Annotated in this window: 14 protein-coding genes; 5 read left to right on the forward strand and 9 right to left on the reverse strand. The window is 59.6% G+C overall.

Annotation, left to right across the window (positions count from 1 at the left end; genetic code table 11):
• Positions 1 to 120 precede the first annotated feature (120 nt).
• Together rsmG and mnmG are read right to left on the reverse strand one after the other, a co-directional pair.
• On the reverse strand, positions 121 to 765 hold the full coding sequence (gene rsmG, locus MRBLMS1_RS18045) for a 16S rRNA (guanine(527)-N(7))-methyltransferase RsmG (protein WP_219328589.1): 645 nt from the start codon (positions 763 to 765) through the stop codon (positions 121 to 123).
• Entirely contained in the window at positions 762 to 2,699 is a 1,938-nt protein-coding gene (gene mnmG / locus MRBLMS1_RS18050) for a tRNA uridine-5-carboxymethylaminomethyl(34) synthesis enzyme MnmG (protein WP_072456009.1), read from the reverse strand. Before mnmG ends, rsmG begins: the two co-directional genes overlap by 4 nt.
• Positions 2,700 to 3,027: 328 nt before the next feature.
• On the opposite strand from mnmG, the gene sugE reads away from it, so the two are divergent.
• The 4 genes from sugE to MRBLMS1_RS18070 all read left to right on the forward strand — a co-directional run bounded on the left by sugE (position 3,028) and on the right by MRBLMS1_RS18070 (position 5,799).
• The gene (sugE, locus tag MRBLMS1_RS18055) at positions 3,028 to 3,348 is read left to right on the forward strand and encodes a quaternary ammonium compound efflux SMR transporter SugE (protein ID WP_128140729.1); all 321 of its coding nucleotides are present in this window, start codon (positions 3,028 to 3,030) and stop codon (positions 3,346 to 3,348) included.
• An 11-nt stretch (positions 3,349 to 3,359) separates the two neighbouring features.
• On the forward strand, positions 3,360 to 3,719 hold the full coding sequence (locus tag MRBLMS1_RS18060) for an NADH-quinone oxidoreductase subunit A (RefSeq protein WP_219328592.1): 360 nt from the start codon (positions 3,360 to 3,362) through the stop codon (positions 3,717 to 3,719).
• 85 nt (positions 3,720 to 3,804) lie between these two features.
• Entirely contained in the window at positions 3,805 to 4,962 is a 1,158-nt protein-coding gene (locus MRBLMS1_RS18065) for an iron-containing alcohol dehydrogenase (protein ID WP_485880825.1), read from the forward strand.
• A 45-nt stretch (positions 4,963 to 5,007) separates the two neighbouring features.
• The gene (locus MRBLMS1_RS18070; protein WP_139092062.1) at positions 5,008 to 5,799 is read left to right on the forward strand and encodes an EAL domain-containing protein; all 792 of its coding nucleotides are present in this window, start codon (positions 5,008 to 5,010) and stop codon (positions 5,797 to 5,799) included.
• 46 nt (positions 5,800 to 5,845) lie between these two features.
• Here the strand turns inward: MRBLMS1_RS18070 and MRBLMS1_RS18075 are convergent, their stop codons facing one another.
• From MRBLMS1_RS18075 to MRBLMS1_RS18105, 7 genes are all read right to left on the reverse strand, one after another.
• Entirely contained in the window at positions 5,846 to 7,900 is a 2,055-nt protein-coding gene (locus MRBLMS1_RS18075; RefSeq protein ID WP_485881038.1) for a 3-hydroxybutyrate oligomer hydrolase family protein, read from the reverse strand.
• 82 nt (positions 7,901 to 7,982) lie between these two features.
• Positions 7,983 to 8,963, reverse strand: a complete 981-nt coding sequence (locus tag MRBLMS1_RS18080; protein WP_034752665.1) for a branched-chain amino acid ABC transporter permease — start codon at positions 8,961 to 8,963, stop codon at positions 7,983 to 7,985.
• Positions 8,964 to 8,994: 31 nt separating this feature from the next.
• Positions 8,995 to 9,879, reverse strand: a complete 885-nt coding sequence (locus MRBLMS1_RS18085) for a branched-chain amino acid ABC transporter permease (protein WP_034752662.1) — start codon at positions 9,877 to 9,879, stop codon at positions 8,995 to 8,997.
• A gap of 161 nt (positions 9,880 to 10,040) precedes the next feature.
• Positions 10,041 to 11,249, reverse strand: coding sequence for an ABC transporter substrate-binding protein (locus MRBLMS1_RS18090; protein ID WP_072456017.1), 1,209 nt, complete (start codon positions 11,247 to 11,249; stop codon positions 10,041 to 10,043).
• 76 nt (positions 11,250 to 11,325) lie between these two features.
• Positions 11,326 to 12,054 (reverse strand): ABC transporter ATP-binding protein, encoded by a 729-nt coding sequence (locus tag MRBLMS1_RS18095; protein WP_034752656.1) that lies wholly within the window; start codon positions 12,052 to 12,054, stop codon positions 11,326 to 11,328.
• Positions 12,054 to 12,824 carry an ABC transporter ATP-binding protein gene (locus tag MRBLMS1_RS18100; protein ID WP_485880830.1) on the reverse strand — a complete coding sequence of 257 codons (771 nt, stop codon included), beginning with the start codon at positions 12,822 to 12,824 and terminating at the stop codon, positions 12,054 to 12,056. Before MRBLMS1_RS18100 ends, MRBLMS1_RS18095 begins: the two co-directional genes overlap by 1 nt.
• A 133-nt stretch (positions 12,825 to 12,957) precedes the next feature.
• Positions 12,958 to 14,583, reverse strand: a complete 1,626-nt coding sequence (locus MRBLMS1_RS18105) for a GMC family oxidoreductase (RefSeq protein ID WP_485880832.1) — start codon at positions 14,581 to 14,583, stop codon at positions 12,958 to 12,960.
• Positions 14,584 to 16,068: 1,485 nt separating this feature from the next.
• Here MRBLMS1_RS18105 and MRBLMS1_RS18110 point away from each other — a divergent pair.
• Positions 16,069 to 16,827 (forward strand): 5'-methylthioadenosine/adenosylhomocysteine nucleosidase, encoded by a 759-nt coding sequence (locus MRBLMS1_RS18110; protein ID WP_128140933.1) that lies wholly within the window; start codon positions 16,069 to 16,071, stop codon positions 16,825 to 16,827.
• The last annotated feature ends 47 nt before the right edge of the window (positions 16,828 to 16,874 follow it).

Raw genomic sequence — 16,874 nt, forward strand, 5'->3', positions numbered from 1 at the left:
GCGCCCCGGCATTTGGCCGAAACGATTTATACTGTTTATTTCATTTATACGATATAAATCGTTTATATGGTTTATATAATTTATACCGTATAAACTGTTTATATCATTTATTTTCAACTTTTAAATTCTTGCTATAAAGACCAGATGACGCTCTGCATTTAGCCCTGGTACCTGGATTGCGCGTAATTCCGTCACTTTCCAGTCTGCCGGCAATCGCTCTCTCTCGTCTGGCGGTGCCACCCCTTTCAAGGCGATGTATTGCCCGCCCTCGGCCAGTACGTGGTTCGACCAGTTGACGAAGTCGGACAGGTCGGCAAAGGCGCGCGAGGTGATCACGTCGAATTTCTGCTGCACTTCCAGCTGTTCCACCCGTTTCGTGTACACGGTGACGTTGCTCAAGCCCAGTTCGGCCTTCACTTGCGTCAAAAAAGCTGTCTTTTTATGCACGGTATCGATCATCGACACCTTGATATCGGGCCGCGCGATGGCCAAGACCATGCCCGGCAAGCCGCCACCGGCGCCCACGTCGAGCACATTCTTTGCGTCAGCGAACGCCGGCACGGCGGCCAGCGAATCGAGCACGTGCAGGGTCAGCATCTGCATAGGATCGCGCACCGACGTCAGGTTGTATACGCTATTCCATTTGGCCAGCAAGGCCAGGTAATCGAGCAGTTTTTCCGTCTGATCCGCGCTCAGGTCCAGCCCCAGCGCGGCGATGCCTTCATTCAAAATGGGGGCCAATGCGGCCCGGTCAAACTGCTTCATTCAACAACCTCGTCCTTTAAAGTGGTGGTGTGCGCGGCGCCAAAGCCGCGCTTTTTCAGGTGCACCAGCAGCAGCGAAATGGCCGCCGGCGTCACGCCCGAAATGCGCGATGCCTGGCCCAGGGTTTCCGGGCGCTGCTTGTCGAGTTTTTGCCGCACTTCGACCGACAATGCGCCGATATCGAGGTAATTGAAACCTTCTGGCAAGGCCAGGTTTTCATAGTGTTCGTGGCGCTCGATTTCCTTGCTCTGGCGCTCGATGTAGCCCGCATATTTGAGCTGGATTTCCACCTGTTCGCGCACGGCCGCATCCTCCACGCCGGGGCCGGCCAAGGCCTGGCCTTCCATGCCCGTCATGCTCATCAGGGTGTCGTAGGCGACGTTCGGGCGGCACAGCAGATCCGCCAGCGAGTACTCGCGTTCGATGGCCTGGCCCACGATGCGTTCCGATTCGGCGGCCGCCAGGATGCGCGGATTGACCCACGTGGAACGCAGGCGCTGCAATTCCAGCGCCACCGCTTCGCGCTTGGTCTCGAACGCTTGCCATTGGGCGTCGCCGACGCAGCCCAAAGCGCGGCCGATTTCCGTCAGGCGCATGTCGGCATTGTCTTCGCGCAGGCTCAAACGGTACTCGGCACGGCTGGTGAACATGCGGTACGGCTCCTGCACGCCCTGGGTGATCAGATCGTCGACCAGCACGCCCAGGTAGGCCTCGGAGCGGCCCGGTACCCAGGCTTCCTTGTCCTGCGTCAGCAAGGCCGCATTCAGGCCCGCCAGCATGCCTTGCGCGGCAGCTTCTTCGTAGCCGGTGGTGCCATTGATCTGGCCGGCGAAGAACAGGCCGGCGACGGCCTTCGTTTCCAGCGATGCTTTCAAGCCGCGCGGGTCGAAATAATCGTACTCGATGGCGTAGCCGGGACGCAGGATGTGGGCGTTTTCCATGCCCTTCATCGACTGCACCAGAGCGATCTGCACGTCGAACGGCAAGCTCGTGGAAATGCCGTTCGGATAGAACTCATGCGTCGTCAAGCCTTCCGGCTCGAGGAAGATCTGGTGCGATTCCTTGCCCGAGAAACGGTGGATCTTGTCTTCGATCGACGGGCAATAGCGGGGGCCCACGCCCTCGATGACACCCGTGTACATGGGGCTGCGATCGAGGCCGGCACGGATGATGTCGTGCGTCTGGCTATTCGTGTGCGTGACCCAGCACGGCACCTGGCGCGGGTGCATGGCCGTGTTGCCCATCACGGAGAACACGGGTACGGGATCGAGGTCGCCCGCCTGTTCCTGCATGACGGAAAAGTCGATCGTGCGGCCATCGATGCGCGGTGGCGTGCCCGTTTTCAAACGGCCCTGCGGCAGTTTCAGCTCTTTCAAGCGGGCCGACAACGAGATGGCGGGCGGGTCGCCGGCGCGGCCAGCCGAATAATTATTCAAGCCCACGTGGATCTTGCCGTCGAGGAAAGTACCGGCCGTCAGCACGACGGCGCGCGCGAGAAACTTCAGGCCGATCTGCGTGACGGCGCCGACGACCCGGTCGCCTTCGACGATCAGGTCATCGACCGCTTGCTGGAACAGCCACAGGTTAGGCTGGTTTTCCAGGCGCGTGCGGATGGCGGCCTTGTACAAAATACGGTCGGCCTGGGCGCGCGTGGCGCGAACTGCCGGGCCTTTCGAGGAATTCAGGATGCGAAACTGGATGCCGGATTCGTCGGTGGCAATCGCCATCGCGCCGCCCATGGCATCGACTTCCTTGACCAGATGGCCCTTGCCGATGCCGCCGATGGAGGGGTTGCACGACATCTGGCCCAGTGTCTCAATATTATGCGTGAGCAATAGCGTCTTCTGCCCCATGCGGGCGGAAGCGAGGGCCGCCTCGGTACCGGCGTGACCACCGCCGACAACGATGACGTCGAATTCTGTAGGAAATAACATGATAAATAGGTAACAGTGCAAGTAAAAATGCGGGAAGAGAGCTCCGATTATAGAGTCTTTTTGCAAGCGCAACCTTCCACGGGCCAATTTTTGCTTAATTTTTACTCAGCAAGGGCAAGTCAGCGGCGATTTTTGTTTCACGTGGAACACGCAGCGGTGCCAGGACAGTGCCCGCGCTGGGGCTGCGGCATCCGGCAATGTTTGCTACAATTGCCGCATCGTCCGCATCCGTGGCCACGCTTGTGGCCATCGTGACGATCATCCAGGAGGACGGCCTCCCCCATCATGGGAACACACCGGGACGGCCCGCTCTGTATAAGGAGCCGCCATGGCCTGGATACTGTTACTCATTGCCGGCATGTTTGAAGTCGTGTGGGCATACTCGATGAAACTCTCCGAGGGTTTCACCAAACTCACTCCCTCCGTCCTTACCATCGTCATGATGATCGCCAGCTTCGGCTTGCTGTCGCTGGCCATGCGCACCCTGCCCCTGGGCACGGCCTATACGATCTGGACGGGCATCGGCGCCGTCGGCGCCTTTATCGTCGGCATCGTTTTTCTGGGCGAGCAAGTCAACACCATGCGCGTGTGCGCCGCCGTGCTCATCGTATGCGGCATCGTGCTGATGAAACTGTCGTCCAGTCACTGAGAGGAATTCCCATGCTCCTCGAAAACTATTTTCCCGTTCTGCTGTTCATTCTGATCGGTATCCTCGTTGGTATCGTGCCCATGCTGCTGGGGCGCGCGCTCGGTCCGCACAAACCGGATGCACAAAAACTGTCGCCGTACGAATGCGGCTTCGAAGCATTCGGCGACGCGCGCATGAAGTTCGACGTCCGTTTCTACCTGGTCGCCATCCTGTTCATCCTGTTCGATATCGAAGTCATCTTCCTGATGCCGTGGGCGGCCAATGTCAACGAACTGGGCCTGGTCGGCTTCTGGGCCGTCATGGGCTTTCTCTCCGTGCTGACCATCGGGCTAGTGTACGAGTGGAAAAAAGGCGCGCTGGACTGGGAGTAAGCGACGGATCTGGTTCCACGTGAAACAGACGCGGGGCCGAAAAGCGGAGTAAGCTTGGCTTCTGTCCTTCCTGTCAGGAGTCTGCATGTCCGCCTTCCAGTTCCGCACCGTGCCCCATCTGATCGTTGAACCGGGCGCCGCCGCCCAACTGGGCACGCACATCGCCCATCACTTCCCCACCGTGCGCCGCACCCTGCTCGTCACCGATGCGGGCTTTTTGCGCACGGGCCTGGCCGATGCTCCCTTGCACAGCTTGCAGGCGGCCGGCATTGAGGTCCACGTGTTTTCCGACGTGCAAGCCGATCCGCCCGAAGCCGTCGTGCTGGCCGGCGTGGCCCAGGCGCAGATGTTTCACGTGGAACTGATTATCGGCCTCGGTGGCGGCAGCTCGCTGGACGTGGCCAAGCTGATCGCCGTGCTAGCATCGGGCCACCAGGAACTGGCGCAACTGTATGGCATCGGTAATGTTCACGGCCAGCGCCTGCCCCTCGTGCAATTGCCGACCACGGCCGGCACGGGCTCGGAAGTGACGCATATCGCCATCGTCACCACGGGCGCCACCAGCAAGATGGGTGTGGTCGCGCCGCAACTGTATGCGGACCTGGCCATCCTCGACGCCAGCCTGACCCTCGGTTTGCCGTCCGCCGTGACGGCCGCCACCGGCCTCGATGCCATGGTGCATGCGATCGAAGCGTACACCAGCCGCCTGCTGAAAAATCCCTTGTCCGACATGCTGGCCACACAGGCGCTGTCGCTGCTGTCGAACAACCTGGTCACCGCCTGCCGCGATGGCAGCAACTTGCCGGCGCGCCAAGCCATGTTGCTGGGCGCCATGCTGGCCGGCCAGGCGTTTGCCAACGCGCCCGTGGCCGCCGTGCATGCGCTCGCCTATCCCATCGGGGGACTGTTCCACGTGCCACACGGCCTGTCGAATGCGCTGGTGCTGCCGCACGTGCTGCGTTTTAATCTGTCCCACGCAGCGCCCCTGTATGCGCAATTGGCCACCATCCTGCAGCCCGGCATCGCGGGCAGCGAGGAGGCGCGGGCCGTGGTCCTGATCGATACGATGCAGGAAATCGCCGTGGCCACGGGCATCGCGCGCACCCTGCGCGAGGTGGGCATCGCAGCCGGTGACCTGGACCGCCTGGCCGATGAAGCCATGCTGCAGACGCGCTTGCTGGGCAACAATCCCCGGCCCGTTACCCGCGGCGACGCGCGCGCCATCTATGCGGCCGCACTGTGAAGCAGCAGACGGAATAGGACCGGCCCGCCCTGCTACACTGCCGCCATGACGCCTCCCGACATCCCCATCCATCCTGACAGCACCAGCTTTCCATACGGTGCCTGCGCGGGCTGCCACGACAGCGCGCCGCTGCCGTTTGCCTTCGAGTATGCGTATCAGCCCATCGTCGACCTGGCCACGCGCAGCATCTATGCGCACGAGGCGCTGGTGCGCGGCCCCAACGGCGAAAGCGCGGCCAGCGTGCTGGCGCAAGTCAACGACGACAACCGCTATCGCTTCGACCAGGCTTGCCGCGTCAAGGCCGTGGCCGGTGCCGCCAGGCTGGGCATGCAAGGTTTTCTGTCGATCAACTTCCTGCCCAATGCCGTCTACCGTCCTGAAGTGTGCATCCGCAGCACCCTGGAAGCGGCCAAGCTCCATCACTTCCCTACCGACAAAATCATCTTTGAAGTGACGGAAGGCGAACGGGTGCAAGACCGTCCGCACCTGGTCGAGATCTTCCGCGCCTACCGGCGTTTCGGTTTCCAGACGGCCATCGATGATTTCGGCGCCGGCTATGCGGGCTTGAACTTGCTGGCCGAATACCAGCCCGACATCATCAAGATCGACATGGACCTGGTGCGCGGCATCGATACGCACACGCCGCGCCAGGCCATCGTGCGGGCCATCGCCAGCCTGTGCCGTGAACTCGGTATCCGGGTGCTGGCCGAAGGCATCGAGACGCGCGCCGAGCGCGATTTTCTTTCCGGCTGCGGCATTTCCCTGATGCAGGGCTACTGGTTTTCCAAGCCCGTCTTCCAGGGACTCGGCCACATCGCCGAGTCGGCCTGGGAATAAAAACGGCCACGTGAAACGTGGCCGCAAGTTGCACAGACGCTACAGCCTAGTTGGGAATATCGACGACGGTCCCTGTCACACTGATGACATTGCCAGGCGCCGGCGCCGTGGCGATCGCTGGCACGTTGACATTCGTGATCAGGGTCGAGGCATCGGCACGCGTCACCGTGCGCACCACCTGTGATGGCGGCAAGGCTTGCTTGGCATTCAAGTGTGCATACATGGCGTCCAGCGCCCGGTTCAGGTACAAGTGCAGCGGCACGATCAGGGTCGGCAAGGCGCTGCTGAAGGAATCGAAATGGTTGGCGTTGGTCACCTCGATATAGCGCAGCTGGCTATTACCCCCTTCCATGGCGGCGTTCAGTCCCACGTAAGCGCGCGACGCGTGATTGACGGGAATCAGGGTATCGCTGCGCCCGTGCACGATGATGGCTGGTTTGCCATTCAATTTGCCGCTGGCCGCGACCTCGGCCATGCCTGCCCGCACGCGCACGCTTTGCGTGGCCAATGTCCCTTGCAAGTTGGCACCGCTGACGGTGTCGCGCCCCGTAGCCAGGCTGCGCAGGCACAGGAAGCCGTCGAGCGACTGGTCCGCCAGGTTGTTTGACGGCGACACGCCAGCCGTGTACACCTTGGCGCCGCCCACGCTGTTCTCGTACACGACATTGCCGAGGATGCCGTTTTGCGCGGCAAAGCTGGCCGCCTTTTGCACCGACGTGAACGCGATCGGATTGCCGCTGCCATCCGTCTGCGCAAACGTGAAACCGCACACTTTATCGGTCACGGAGAATTTGCCGTAGGCATACGCATACGTGACGGCCACGAGGATGTTCGTGCCCGCATGCGCTGCCTGCAGCGGATCGGAGTCGGCCAGCCAGCCATATGCGCGCAAGCGCTGCTTGGCGTCCGCCTGCTGCGCCGCCAGGTCGGCGCCATTCAATAGCCCCTTGGCGACGAGTGCCGTGCAGCGTCCCGCATTGCCGGCCACGGAAGCGATGCACGGCTGATACAGGGCCGCATAGGTGGCGTAGTCGAACAGCGCACGGCCGGGATTGGCCACCACCGCCCCGCCCTGGCGCACAGTGTAGGCGCTCGATGCCGCCGGTTGGACTTGCGGCTCGCTGGCCGCCACGCCGCTGATCAAGCCTCTGGTATCCTGCTCCGCCGCCAGCAAGGCCGAGCCGGCGCCGTTGGAAATGCTCGAGGCGATCGTGATGGTGTTCTTCGGCGTCAGCCGGACGACGCGCGAACTGCCGTCGCGGGCCAGCACGCCATAACGCTCGTTCAACACGTAATACGCCATCTCGACGGCCTGCAAGGTGACCTTGCCCCAATCCTTCTCCGGATTCTGCTGCGAGTGCGCATGCTTGAAGGCGATGCGGTTCGGGTTGGCTGTGGCCCAAGTCAGCCGCTCGGCGTCGCTCAGGTCCGGCGCGAAGAGCGCGTTCTTGCCGGCGGCCACCCTGCCCGCGCGCAGGCCATTCTGCAGGTTGACGCTGTCGTCTTCAAACACATACAAGCCCGTGCCGGAACCCTTGTCCGCATACGCCACGGCGCAGCCTTTTTTCAAGCCCCATTCACCGGAGCTGCCGATGGCGCCGTAGATGCCGCGCGAGCCGCTCGACGTGCCGGTGACGATGCAGGCATGGTCGGGATCGAAGCTGGCCGGCACCTGCACCATCAGGGTGACGTTCTTCTTGCCCGTGCCATCGTCGGCATAGGCGATGTATTCGCTGCCCGCGACCAGGCCCTCGCCCGTGCCCACGTTGCCGGACGCATCCACGTTCGGTCCGTACAGGGTGCCGTAGCCGCTGTTGGCGGCAATGTCGAGCACGGCGCGGTAATTGGCGTAGATGGCATTGCGGCGCAGTTCAAGCGGCGTCGGCTGTTCCACGTTCGCATACGCGGGAGTTGCTCCCGCCAGCCCCGTCTTGCCCAGGCCAGCCGTCAGCAGATCGTTCGTCTTGCCGTCGTAGTCGGCCCGCGTGATGGTACCCAGGTAGCTGGGCATCTGGTTCAGTTCTTCCGGCGCATGGTTGCTGCCGCAGGCTGCCAACACCAGCACGGTGCACAGACTGCTCCCCGCGCGCGTGATCGTCATTTGCATGGTGGTACTCTCCGTTGAAGTAACAGTGGACGCACAATGAAAAACGCCGGACGATCCGTCCGGCGTTGCTTGAAAATCAGACCGCGGCTTTGGCAGCCCTGCCGCCGAAGCGGGCGATGGCTTCGCCGACGATGCCGCGCCGGAACATCAGCACGCAGATGACGAAGATCACGCCCGTCACCATGCCCACCGATTCGCCCAGGGTGCCGAACCACTCGATGCCCGTGTGCGTGGCCAAATAGGTACCGACATCGCCCAGCTTGTTTTCCAGCGCAATGATCAGCACGGCGCCGAGGATGGGGCCGGACAAGGTACCCATGCCGCCCACCAGGGTCATCAGCACGACCAGGCCCGACATGCCCCAATAGACATCGGTGAGGGTTTCAAAGCCCAGCACCAGGGTCTTGGTCGCGCCAGCCAGTGCTGCCAAGGAAGCGGACAACACGATGGCCATCAGCTTGTACTTGTTGACGTCGTAGCCGAGCGAGATGGCGCGCGGTTCGTTTTCCTTGATCGCCTTGAGCACCTGGCCGAACGGCGAGTGGATGGTGCGCACGATCAGGGCGAAGCCGGCGACAAAAATGGCCAGCACGACGTAGTACAAGACAGTGTCATTGCCCAGGTCTATCGTTCCCAGCAAGGTTCCACGTGGAACACCCTGCAAGCCATCCTCGCCGCCCGTAAAGGGCAGCCGCAAGGCCAGGAAGTACACCATCTGCGCCAGCGCCAGGGTGATCATCGTAAAGTAGATACCTTGGCGGCGGATCGCCAGGCCACCGATCACCAGGCCCAGCAAGGCACCCGTGGCGACACCAGCCAGCAAACCGAGTTCCGTTGGCCAGCCCCAGGTGCGCAGCGCGTAGCCGGTGACATAGCCGGCGCCGCCGAAGAAGGCCGCGTGGCCGAACGACAACAAGCCCGTATAGCCGATCAGCAAGTTGAAAGCGCAGGCAAACAGGGCAAAGCACAGCAACTTCATCAGGAAGACGGGATAGCCGTAAAACGGGGCCGCCAACGCCAGCAGCAAGGCAATGGCGTAGCCTACATTCTTATTCATCGTGGTAGCTCCAATACATGACTGATGAGGATTACTTTTCTTTGCCGAACAGGCCGGCGGGACGCAGCAGCAGCACGATGACCATCACCACGAACACCACGGTGGCCGAGCCTTCCGGGTAGAACACGCGGGTCAGGCCCTCGATCACGCCCAGGCCCAGGCCCGTCAGGATGGAGCCCATGATGGAACCCATGCCGCCAATCACCACCACGGCGAACACGACGATGATCAGGTTCGAGCCCATCAGCGGCGAAACCTGGATGATCGGCGCCGCCAGCACGCCGGCGAAACCGGCCAGCGCCACGCCGAAGCCGAACGTCAACGTCACCATCAATGGCACGTTGATGCCGAACGCTTCCACCAGTTTCGGGTTTTCCGTGCCGGCCCGCAGGTAGGCCCCTAATTTGGTTTTTTCGATGACGAACCAGGTGGCCAGGCACACGGAGAGCGAAGCGATCACGACCCAGGCGCGGTAGTTCGGCAAGATCATGAAACCCAAGTCCGTCGCGCCGGCCAGCGCTTCGGGCACGGCATACGGCTGGCCCGAGACGCCATAGAACGAGCGAAACACGCCTTCCATGATCAGGGTGATGCCGAAGGTCAGCAGCAAGCCATACAGGTGGTCGAGTTTATACAGCCAGCGCAGCATGGTCTTTTCGATCAGGATGCCGACCAGGCCGACGAGGATCGGGGCGATGACGAGCATGGCCCAGTAATTGATGTCGAAATAGCTGAGGCCCATCCAGGCCAGGAAAGCGCCCATCATGTACATGGCGCCGTGCGAGAAATTAATAACGTTAAGCAAGCCGAAGATGACGGCCAGACCGAGGGACAACATGGCATAGAACGAGCCGTTGACAAGACCCAGCAGCAGCTGGCTCATCATCGCTTGTATTGGAACGCCGAAAATTTCCATGGCATCACAGTATAAAAAGCACCGCCAGATAGCAGTGTGGTATCAAGGGAAACGCGCCACCGCAAACGGGTGCGGCGGCGCAAGGCGAACCCTGCGGGCGAAGCGCATGCAGGACAGAGCGCCCGCGCGCAGGCGGGCACTCTGTGGAGGTTGCTACAGCGTTACTTCCACAGCGAACACTTCGACTCGGCCTTGGTCACATACGCTTGCGCACCGGGCACGGTGGCGACCACCTTGTAGTAATCCCATGGATATTTCGACTCGGACGGTTTCTTCACTTCCATCAAATACATATCGTGCACCATGCGGCCATCGGGACGTACTTCGCCATTCTGCGTGAACATGTCGTTGATCTTGGTCTTTTTCAGGTAGGCCATGACCTTCTCGGTGTCATCCGTACCGATCGCCTTGACGGCTTTCAGGTAGTTCGCCGCTGCCGAATAGTCGGCCGCCTGCAGCATCGATGGCTCTTTCTTCATCTTGGCGAAATAGCGTTTCGACCAGGCGCGCGTGTCCGCATTCAAGTCCCAGTACCAGCCATCCGTCAGGTACATGCCCTGCGTCAGGTTCAGGCCCAGCGAATGGATGTCATTGATGAAGATCAGCAAGCCGGCCAGTTTCATGGACTTCGTCAAACCAAACTCGTTGGCCGCCTTGATGCTGTTGATGGCGTCGCCACCGGCATTCGCCAGGCCGAGGATTTGCGGTTTTGCCGATTGCGCCTGCAGCAGGAAGGACGAGAAATCCGAAGCGCCCAGCGGATGCTTGACGCTGCCCAGCACCTTGCCGCCGGCCGCCTTGACGACTTCGGCCGTATCTTTTTCCAGCGAGTGGCCGAACGCATAATCGGCCGTCATGAAATACCAGTTCTTGCCGCCCTGCTTGACGATGGTGCCGCCTGTGCCGCGCGCCAGTGCCACCGTGTCGTAGGCGTAATGCACGGTGTACGGCGTGCACTCTTCATTCGTCAGGCGCGAGGAGCCGGCGCCGATGGCGATAAAGATTTTTTTCTTTTCCGCCGCCACCTTGGCCATGGCCAGGCTGGCGCCGGAATTGGTGCCGCCGATCAGCATGTCGACGCCCTGCTGGTCGAACCATTCGCGCGCCTTCGAAGCGGCGATGTCGGCCTTGTTTTGATGGTCGGCGGAAATGAATTCCACCTTCTTGCCGGCCAATACCACGCCGGCATCGGCGATCGCCATCTTGATGGCTTCCGCGCCGCCGAGGCCGTCGACGTCGGAATACACGCCCGACATGTCGGAAATAAAACCGATCTTGATGGTGTCGCCCGATACCTGGGCGTGCGCGGCGGCGGAAAAGCCCAATGCGCAAAGAGTGGCGGTGGCAATGGCGATAGCGTTACGTTTCATAGTGTCTCCGTTGGGATTATTGTTTGCTATTCAGACGATTGCTGGTCGATGACGAGTAAAACGCACTACATGGGGACTACACGCCAAGCAGCTCGGTCAATACCGGCATCTTGGCCTCCAGTTCGGATGCAGCAAAAGTCTCGACGATCTGACCGTGCTCCATCACATAAAACCGGTCCGCCAGCGGCGCGGCAAACCGGAAATTCTGTTCCACCATGACAATGGTGTAGCCCTTCGCTTTCAGGGTGGTGATCATGCGCGCCAGCCCTTGCACGATGACGGGCGCCAGGCCTTCGGAAATTTCATCGAGCAGCAGCAGGCGCGCGCCCGTGCGCAGGATGCGCGCCACGGCCAGCATCTGCTGTTCCCCGCCCGACAGGCGCGTTCCCTGGCTGTGGCGGCGTTCCTGCAAGTTCGGGAACATGGCGTAGATTTCCTCCACCGACATGCCCTTCTCGCCGCTGGCCAGGGTCGGCGGCAGCAGCAGGTTTTCCTCGGTCGACAGCGAGGAAAAAATACCGCGCTCTTCGGGACAATACCCGATGCCCAGGTGGGCGATTTTGTGCGTGGCCAAACCTATCGCTTCGACGCCGTTGACTTTGATGGAGCCCGTGCGGGCGCCCGTCAGCCCCATGATGGCGCGCAAGGTGGTCGTACGGCCGGCGCCGTTGCGGCCCAGCAAAGTGACCACTTCGCCCTGCGCCACTTTCAGGTTCACGTCGTGCAGGATGTGCGATTCGCCATACCAGGTGTGCAGTTGCGTAATTTCCAGCGCAGGTGCGCCGCCATTCACTTGTGTCGCCATCAATGCGCCCCTTCCAGTTCCGCGTGGGTGGTGCCCATATACGCTTCCATCACTTGCGGATTGCGCGACACTTCCGCGTAACTGCCTTCGGCCAGCATGGCGCCACGCTGCAGCACGGAAATTTTGTCGCAGATGCCAGAGACCACGCTCATATTGTGTTCCACCATCAAAATCGTGCGGCCGGCCGACACTTTTTTAATCAGTTCCGTCACGCGGTGCACGTCTTCGTGGCCCATGCCCTGCGTCGGTTCGTCGAGCAGCATCATTTCCGGTTCCATCGCCAGGGTGGTGGCAATTTCCAGCGCCCGCTTGCGCCCGTAGGGCATGTCGACCGTGATGGTGTCGGCAAACTCCGTCAGGTCGACCTCGGCCAGCAAGGACATGGCGCGGTCGTTGAGCTGGTTCAATGCCCGTTCGCTTTGCCAGAAGTGGAACGAGGTACCGAGCTGGCGCTGCAAGCCGATGCGCACATTCTGCAGCACGGACAAATGGGGGAAGACGGCGGAAATCTGAAAGGAACGGATCACGCCCATGCGCGCGATCTGGGCCGGTTTGGCGGCCGTGATATCTTTCCCATTGAACAGGATCTGTCCGGAAGTGGGGACCAGGAATTTGGTGAGCAAGTTAAAACACGTGGTCTTGCCGGCGCCGTTCGGACCGATCAAGGCGTGGATATGGCCGCGCTCTACCTTCAGGTTCACGTCGCTCACAGCGGTGAAACCCTTGAATTCCTTGGTCAAATTTCTTGTTTCCAAGATTACGTTTGACATCGTGTCTCCTAGTTGTACTTTTTGTACTACTTAGTCATTTTTATAATACACAACTTAAATTTAACGCACAATACAGTATAACTACGGGGATTTTTCGCCAGCCCGAATGGCGCAAACTCGCACGTTTGCCCCGCTATTTCCAGGCCGCATGTATCATTTGCGCCGCTTTTTCCGCGATCATCACCGTGGGCGAGTTCGTGTTACCAGAAGTAATGTACGGCATGATCGAGGCATCAACGACGCGCAAGCCCGCCACGCCGATCACGCGCAACTGGCTGTCGACCACGCTCGAGGCATCGCTGGCCAGTCCCATGCGGCAAGTGCCCACCGGGTGGAAGATGGTGGTGCCGATCTGGCTGGCCGCCTGCGCCAGTTCTTCCTGGCTCTGGAATTGCACGCCAGGCTTGTATTCTTGCGGCGCAAATTTTTTCAGGGCCGGTGCGGCGGCGATGGTCCGCGTCAGGCGCAAGGCGTCGGCCGCCACGGCGCGGTCCTGCTCCGTACTGAGGTAATTGGGCATAATCTTTGGCGCCGCATAGCTGTCGGCCGATGCGATCTGCACGTGACCACGCGACGTGGGACGCAGATTGCACACGCTGGCCGTAAACGCGGGAAACGCGTGCAAGGGTTCGCCGAATTTGTCGAGCGACAAGGGCTGCACGTGGTATTGCAGGTTCGGCGTGGCTTGCTGCGGATCGGACTTGGCGAACGCCCCCAGCTGCGATGGCGCCATCGACATGGGCCCGCTCTGAAACAGCGCATATTGCAAGCCGATCTGCATCTTGCCCAGCATATTGCCCGCCATGATGTTCAGGGTTTTCACGCCCTGCACTTTAAAGACCATGCGCAACTGCAGGTGGTCCTGCAAATTGCCGCCCACGCCGGCGGCATCGACCACGGGAACAATCCCATGCTGCTGCAGCAAGGCGGCCGGTCCGATGCCGGACAATTGCAGCAATTGCGGCGAACCGATGGCGCCCGCCGTCAGCAAGGTTTCCCGCTTGGCCGTCGCCTGCCACTGCGTGCCGCCGCCCGTAAACACGATGCCCGTGCAACGGGGCCCCGACTCCGAAGTCTCAATCAACAGTCGTTCCACGTGGCAGCCCGTCATGATGGTCAGGTTCGGGCGGCGCGATGCCGGTTTCAAAAATGCTTTCGAGGTATTCCAGCGGATGCCGCGGCGCTGGTTGACGTCGAAATACGCGCTGCCGCTATTATCGCCGCCATTGAAATCGCTGGTTTTCGGGATGCCGACCTGCTGCGCCGCATCGCGAAACGCGTTCAGGATATCCCATGACAGCCGCTGTTTTTCCACTCTCCACTCGCCGCCCACGCCATGGTTTTCCGAGACGCCGCCGTAATAATCCTCGCTTTGCTTAAATAGCGGCAAGACCTTGTCCCAGCGCCAGGAAGCGTCGTCCGTCAGGTCGGCCCAGTGGTCGTAATCGCCGGCCTGGCCCCGCATATAGATCATGCCGTTGATGGAAGAACTGCCGCCCAGGACTTTTCCGCGCGGATAGATCAGGCTGCGCCCGCCCAGTCCCGCGTCCGCCTGCGTGGAATACAGCCAGTCCGTGCGGGGATTGCCGATGCAATGCAGATAGCCGACGGGGATGTGGATCCACACGTAATCGTCCTTGCCGCCTGCTTCCACGAGCAAAACATTGGCGTCCTTGTCGCGTGTGAGCCGGTTGGCCAACACGCAACCTGCCGTGCCGCCGCCCACGATGATGTAGTCGTATTCGCCTGCCGATTCCAATGAAGCTCCTTTCGGTATGCCATCAAGCTGTCGCGCGGCGTGTCTCCCCGTCGCGTTCCGCTACCAGAGTCTGTCTTTCTTCATGCATGCATGGCTGCTGAGCCGCCTTGAGATTACCACCAGTGCCGGGACAGGGCGACATTAATCGTTGCCTGGGATACGAACAAGCGTTACGCCAAGGTAAAAAAGCATCAAAATCAGGGGCGGCAAGCTGTGGATAACCGTATGGATATCCACAGGGACGATATGTGTGTAAACGAAAATTTTTTCAGCGGCTTTTTTTTGTCCAGAAACCGTCCCGGGCAGATACAACCCTTACTCAGCGCTTATCCGCACGCCAAGCGATTGTTTACAAGGATAAATCGGGACTTATCCACAGAAGATGCCGCCGTTAACTACTATTACTATTCTTGTATACGAACTTGTTAAGGTAAACCCGACAACGCACGCTTTGCCTGCCCTACGCCTTAGCGAACCTCCACAAGCCTGTCTTCAAAAAAAAAGCCGGGCAGCAGCTTTGGCTGACAAAAAAAAATCGCGCCAACAACTGCGCGACGAAAACCGGCACGGCCGGCATCACGCACACAGCACTGCCAAACCGTTTTTCAAAATGGAAACGTCAACAGACCTGAGCAGGCACAGTGCCAGCAGGCGGTTCGATGTCGAAAAAAGGGAAATTTTGAAACGAGTGTGGATAAGTCACTTGATATCCACAGGATGACTTGTGCGTAAACACGAACTTTTGCACAGGCCCGCATTTTATACAATTTTGCTCCTCGTGTGATACAGCGATTATGCACGCTTTATTTTGCTTGTAAACAATTGATCCTGTTGAAAAAAAGCGACTTATCCACAGAAAAAAAAGCGTTTACTATTACTACTATTTTTATATATAGATCTATTGTAAACCGACAAAAAAAGCGGAAGTGCGGGGATATTTCCAAAAAACACGCAAAGCCGTCAAAAAAAAAGCCAACGGCAACATCACGACCCACTGCCAAACCGTCTTCCAGGAATCACCTCGATGCCAGCCTCCGTGAAAGAACAGCGCTCTTGGTCACTCAGCGTTCATTGCCAGACAAGATCCCATGCTGACGAAACACGTCAAACATGCCACTACAGCAAGAAAAGCCACGATTTTTGCTTGGCGGTGTGGATAAGTGCCTGCATATCCACAGGATGAGATGTGGGGAAAGTCGATCTTTGTCCACACGCCAATTTTTATCCCAAACAAGTCCGCCGTAGATACAATGCTTGTGCGCCTACTTTTTTGTGCGCTAAGTCGATGATTTTTCGATGGTATACCGACTTATCCACAAAAAAATGGCCGTTTACTATCACTACTATTTTTATGTATACATCTTTATTTAAAACACAGAGACAAACGCGAACGGTGGAAAAGTCGCTGAAACGGCTGTTTTCACCATGTAAACCGTTTTGCAATTCAAAAAAACCTGTAAAAACAGCATGCATACACATCAAAAAATGCGTTTAGGCATCATCAGTGCCTTGCACGAAGAACAGCAGGGGCTGGTAGAAGCCATGCAGAGCCCCCAGAGGCGTTCGCACGGCATGCGCGACTACACCCTGGGAACCCTGTGGAATATCGACGCTGTGTGCGTCCTGTCGCGTCTGGGCAAGGTTGCTGCTGCCATGACAGCTTCTATCCTTGTGGAAAAGTACGGAGTTACCCACATCGTCTTCACCGGCGTGGCCGGCAGTGGGGATAAACACGTGAAAGTCGGCGATATCGTCGTGGCCGAATCGCTGTTGCAGCACGATATGGACGCCCGCCCTTTGTTTCCCCGTTTTGAAGTGCCATTGACTGGCCTGCAGCGCTTTGCCACGGACCTGGAACTGAGCACGCAACTGGCTGGCGCCGCGGAAGATTTCCTGCGTGACGATGTTTCCAGCGTGCTCAAGGCGGCCGATATCGCGGCATTTGGCTTGCAACACGCGCGAGTGCACCGTGGCCTGATCGCCAGCGGCGACCAGTTCATCAGCAGCGCCGCGCATCTGAACCAGCTCAAAGTAGATATCCCCGACCTGCTAGCCGTCGAAATGGAAGGCGCCGCCGTGGCGCAAGTGTGTTTTGAACTGGGCGTGCCGTTTACCGTTATGCGCACTATTTCCGACAACGCCAACGAAGAGGCGGCCGTCGATTTCATGCGTTTCGTGCAAACCGTCGCTTCGCCGTATGCGTTTACGGTGATCCAGCAATTGTGCCAGCGTCTGGCTGGCTGATTTTTCATCCAGCGTGCATAAAAAAAGGGCAGAACCACTGGTTCTGC

This window comes from Massilia sp. LMS1-1-1.1, from assembly GCF_040815535.1.
Taxonomy (GTDB): Bacteria; Pseudomonadota; Gammaproteobacteria; order Burkholderiales; family Burkholderiaceae_D; genus Janthinobacterium; species Janthinobacterium aestuarii.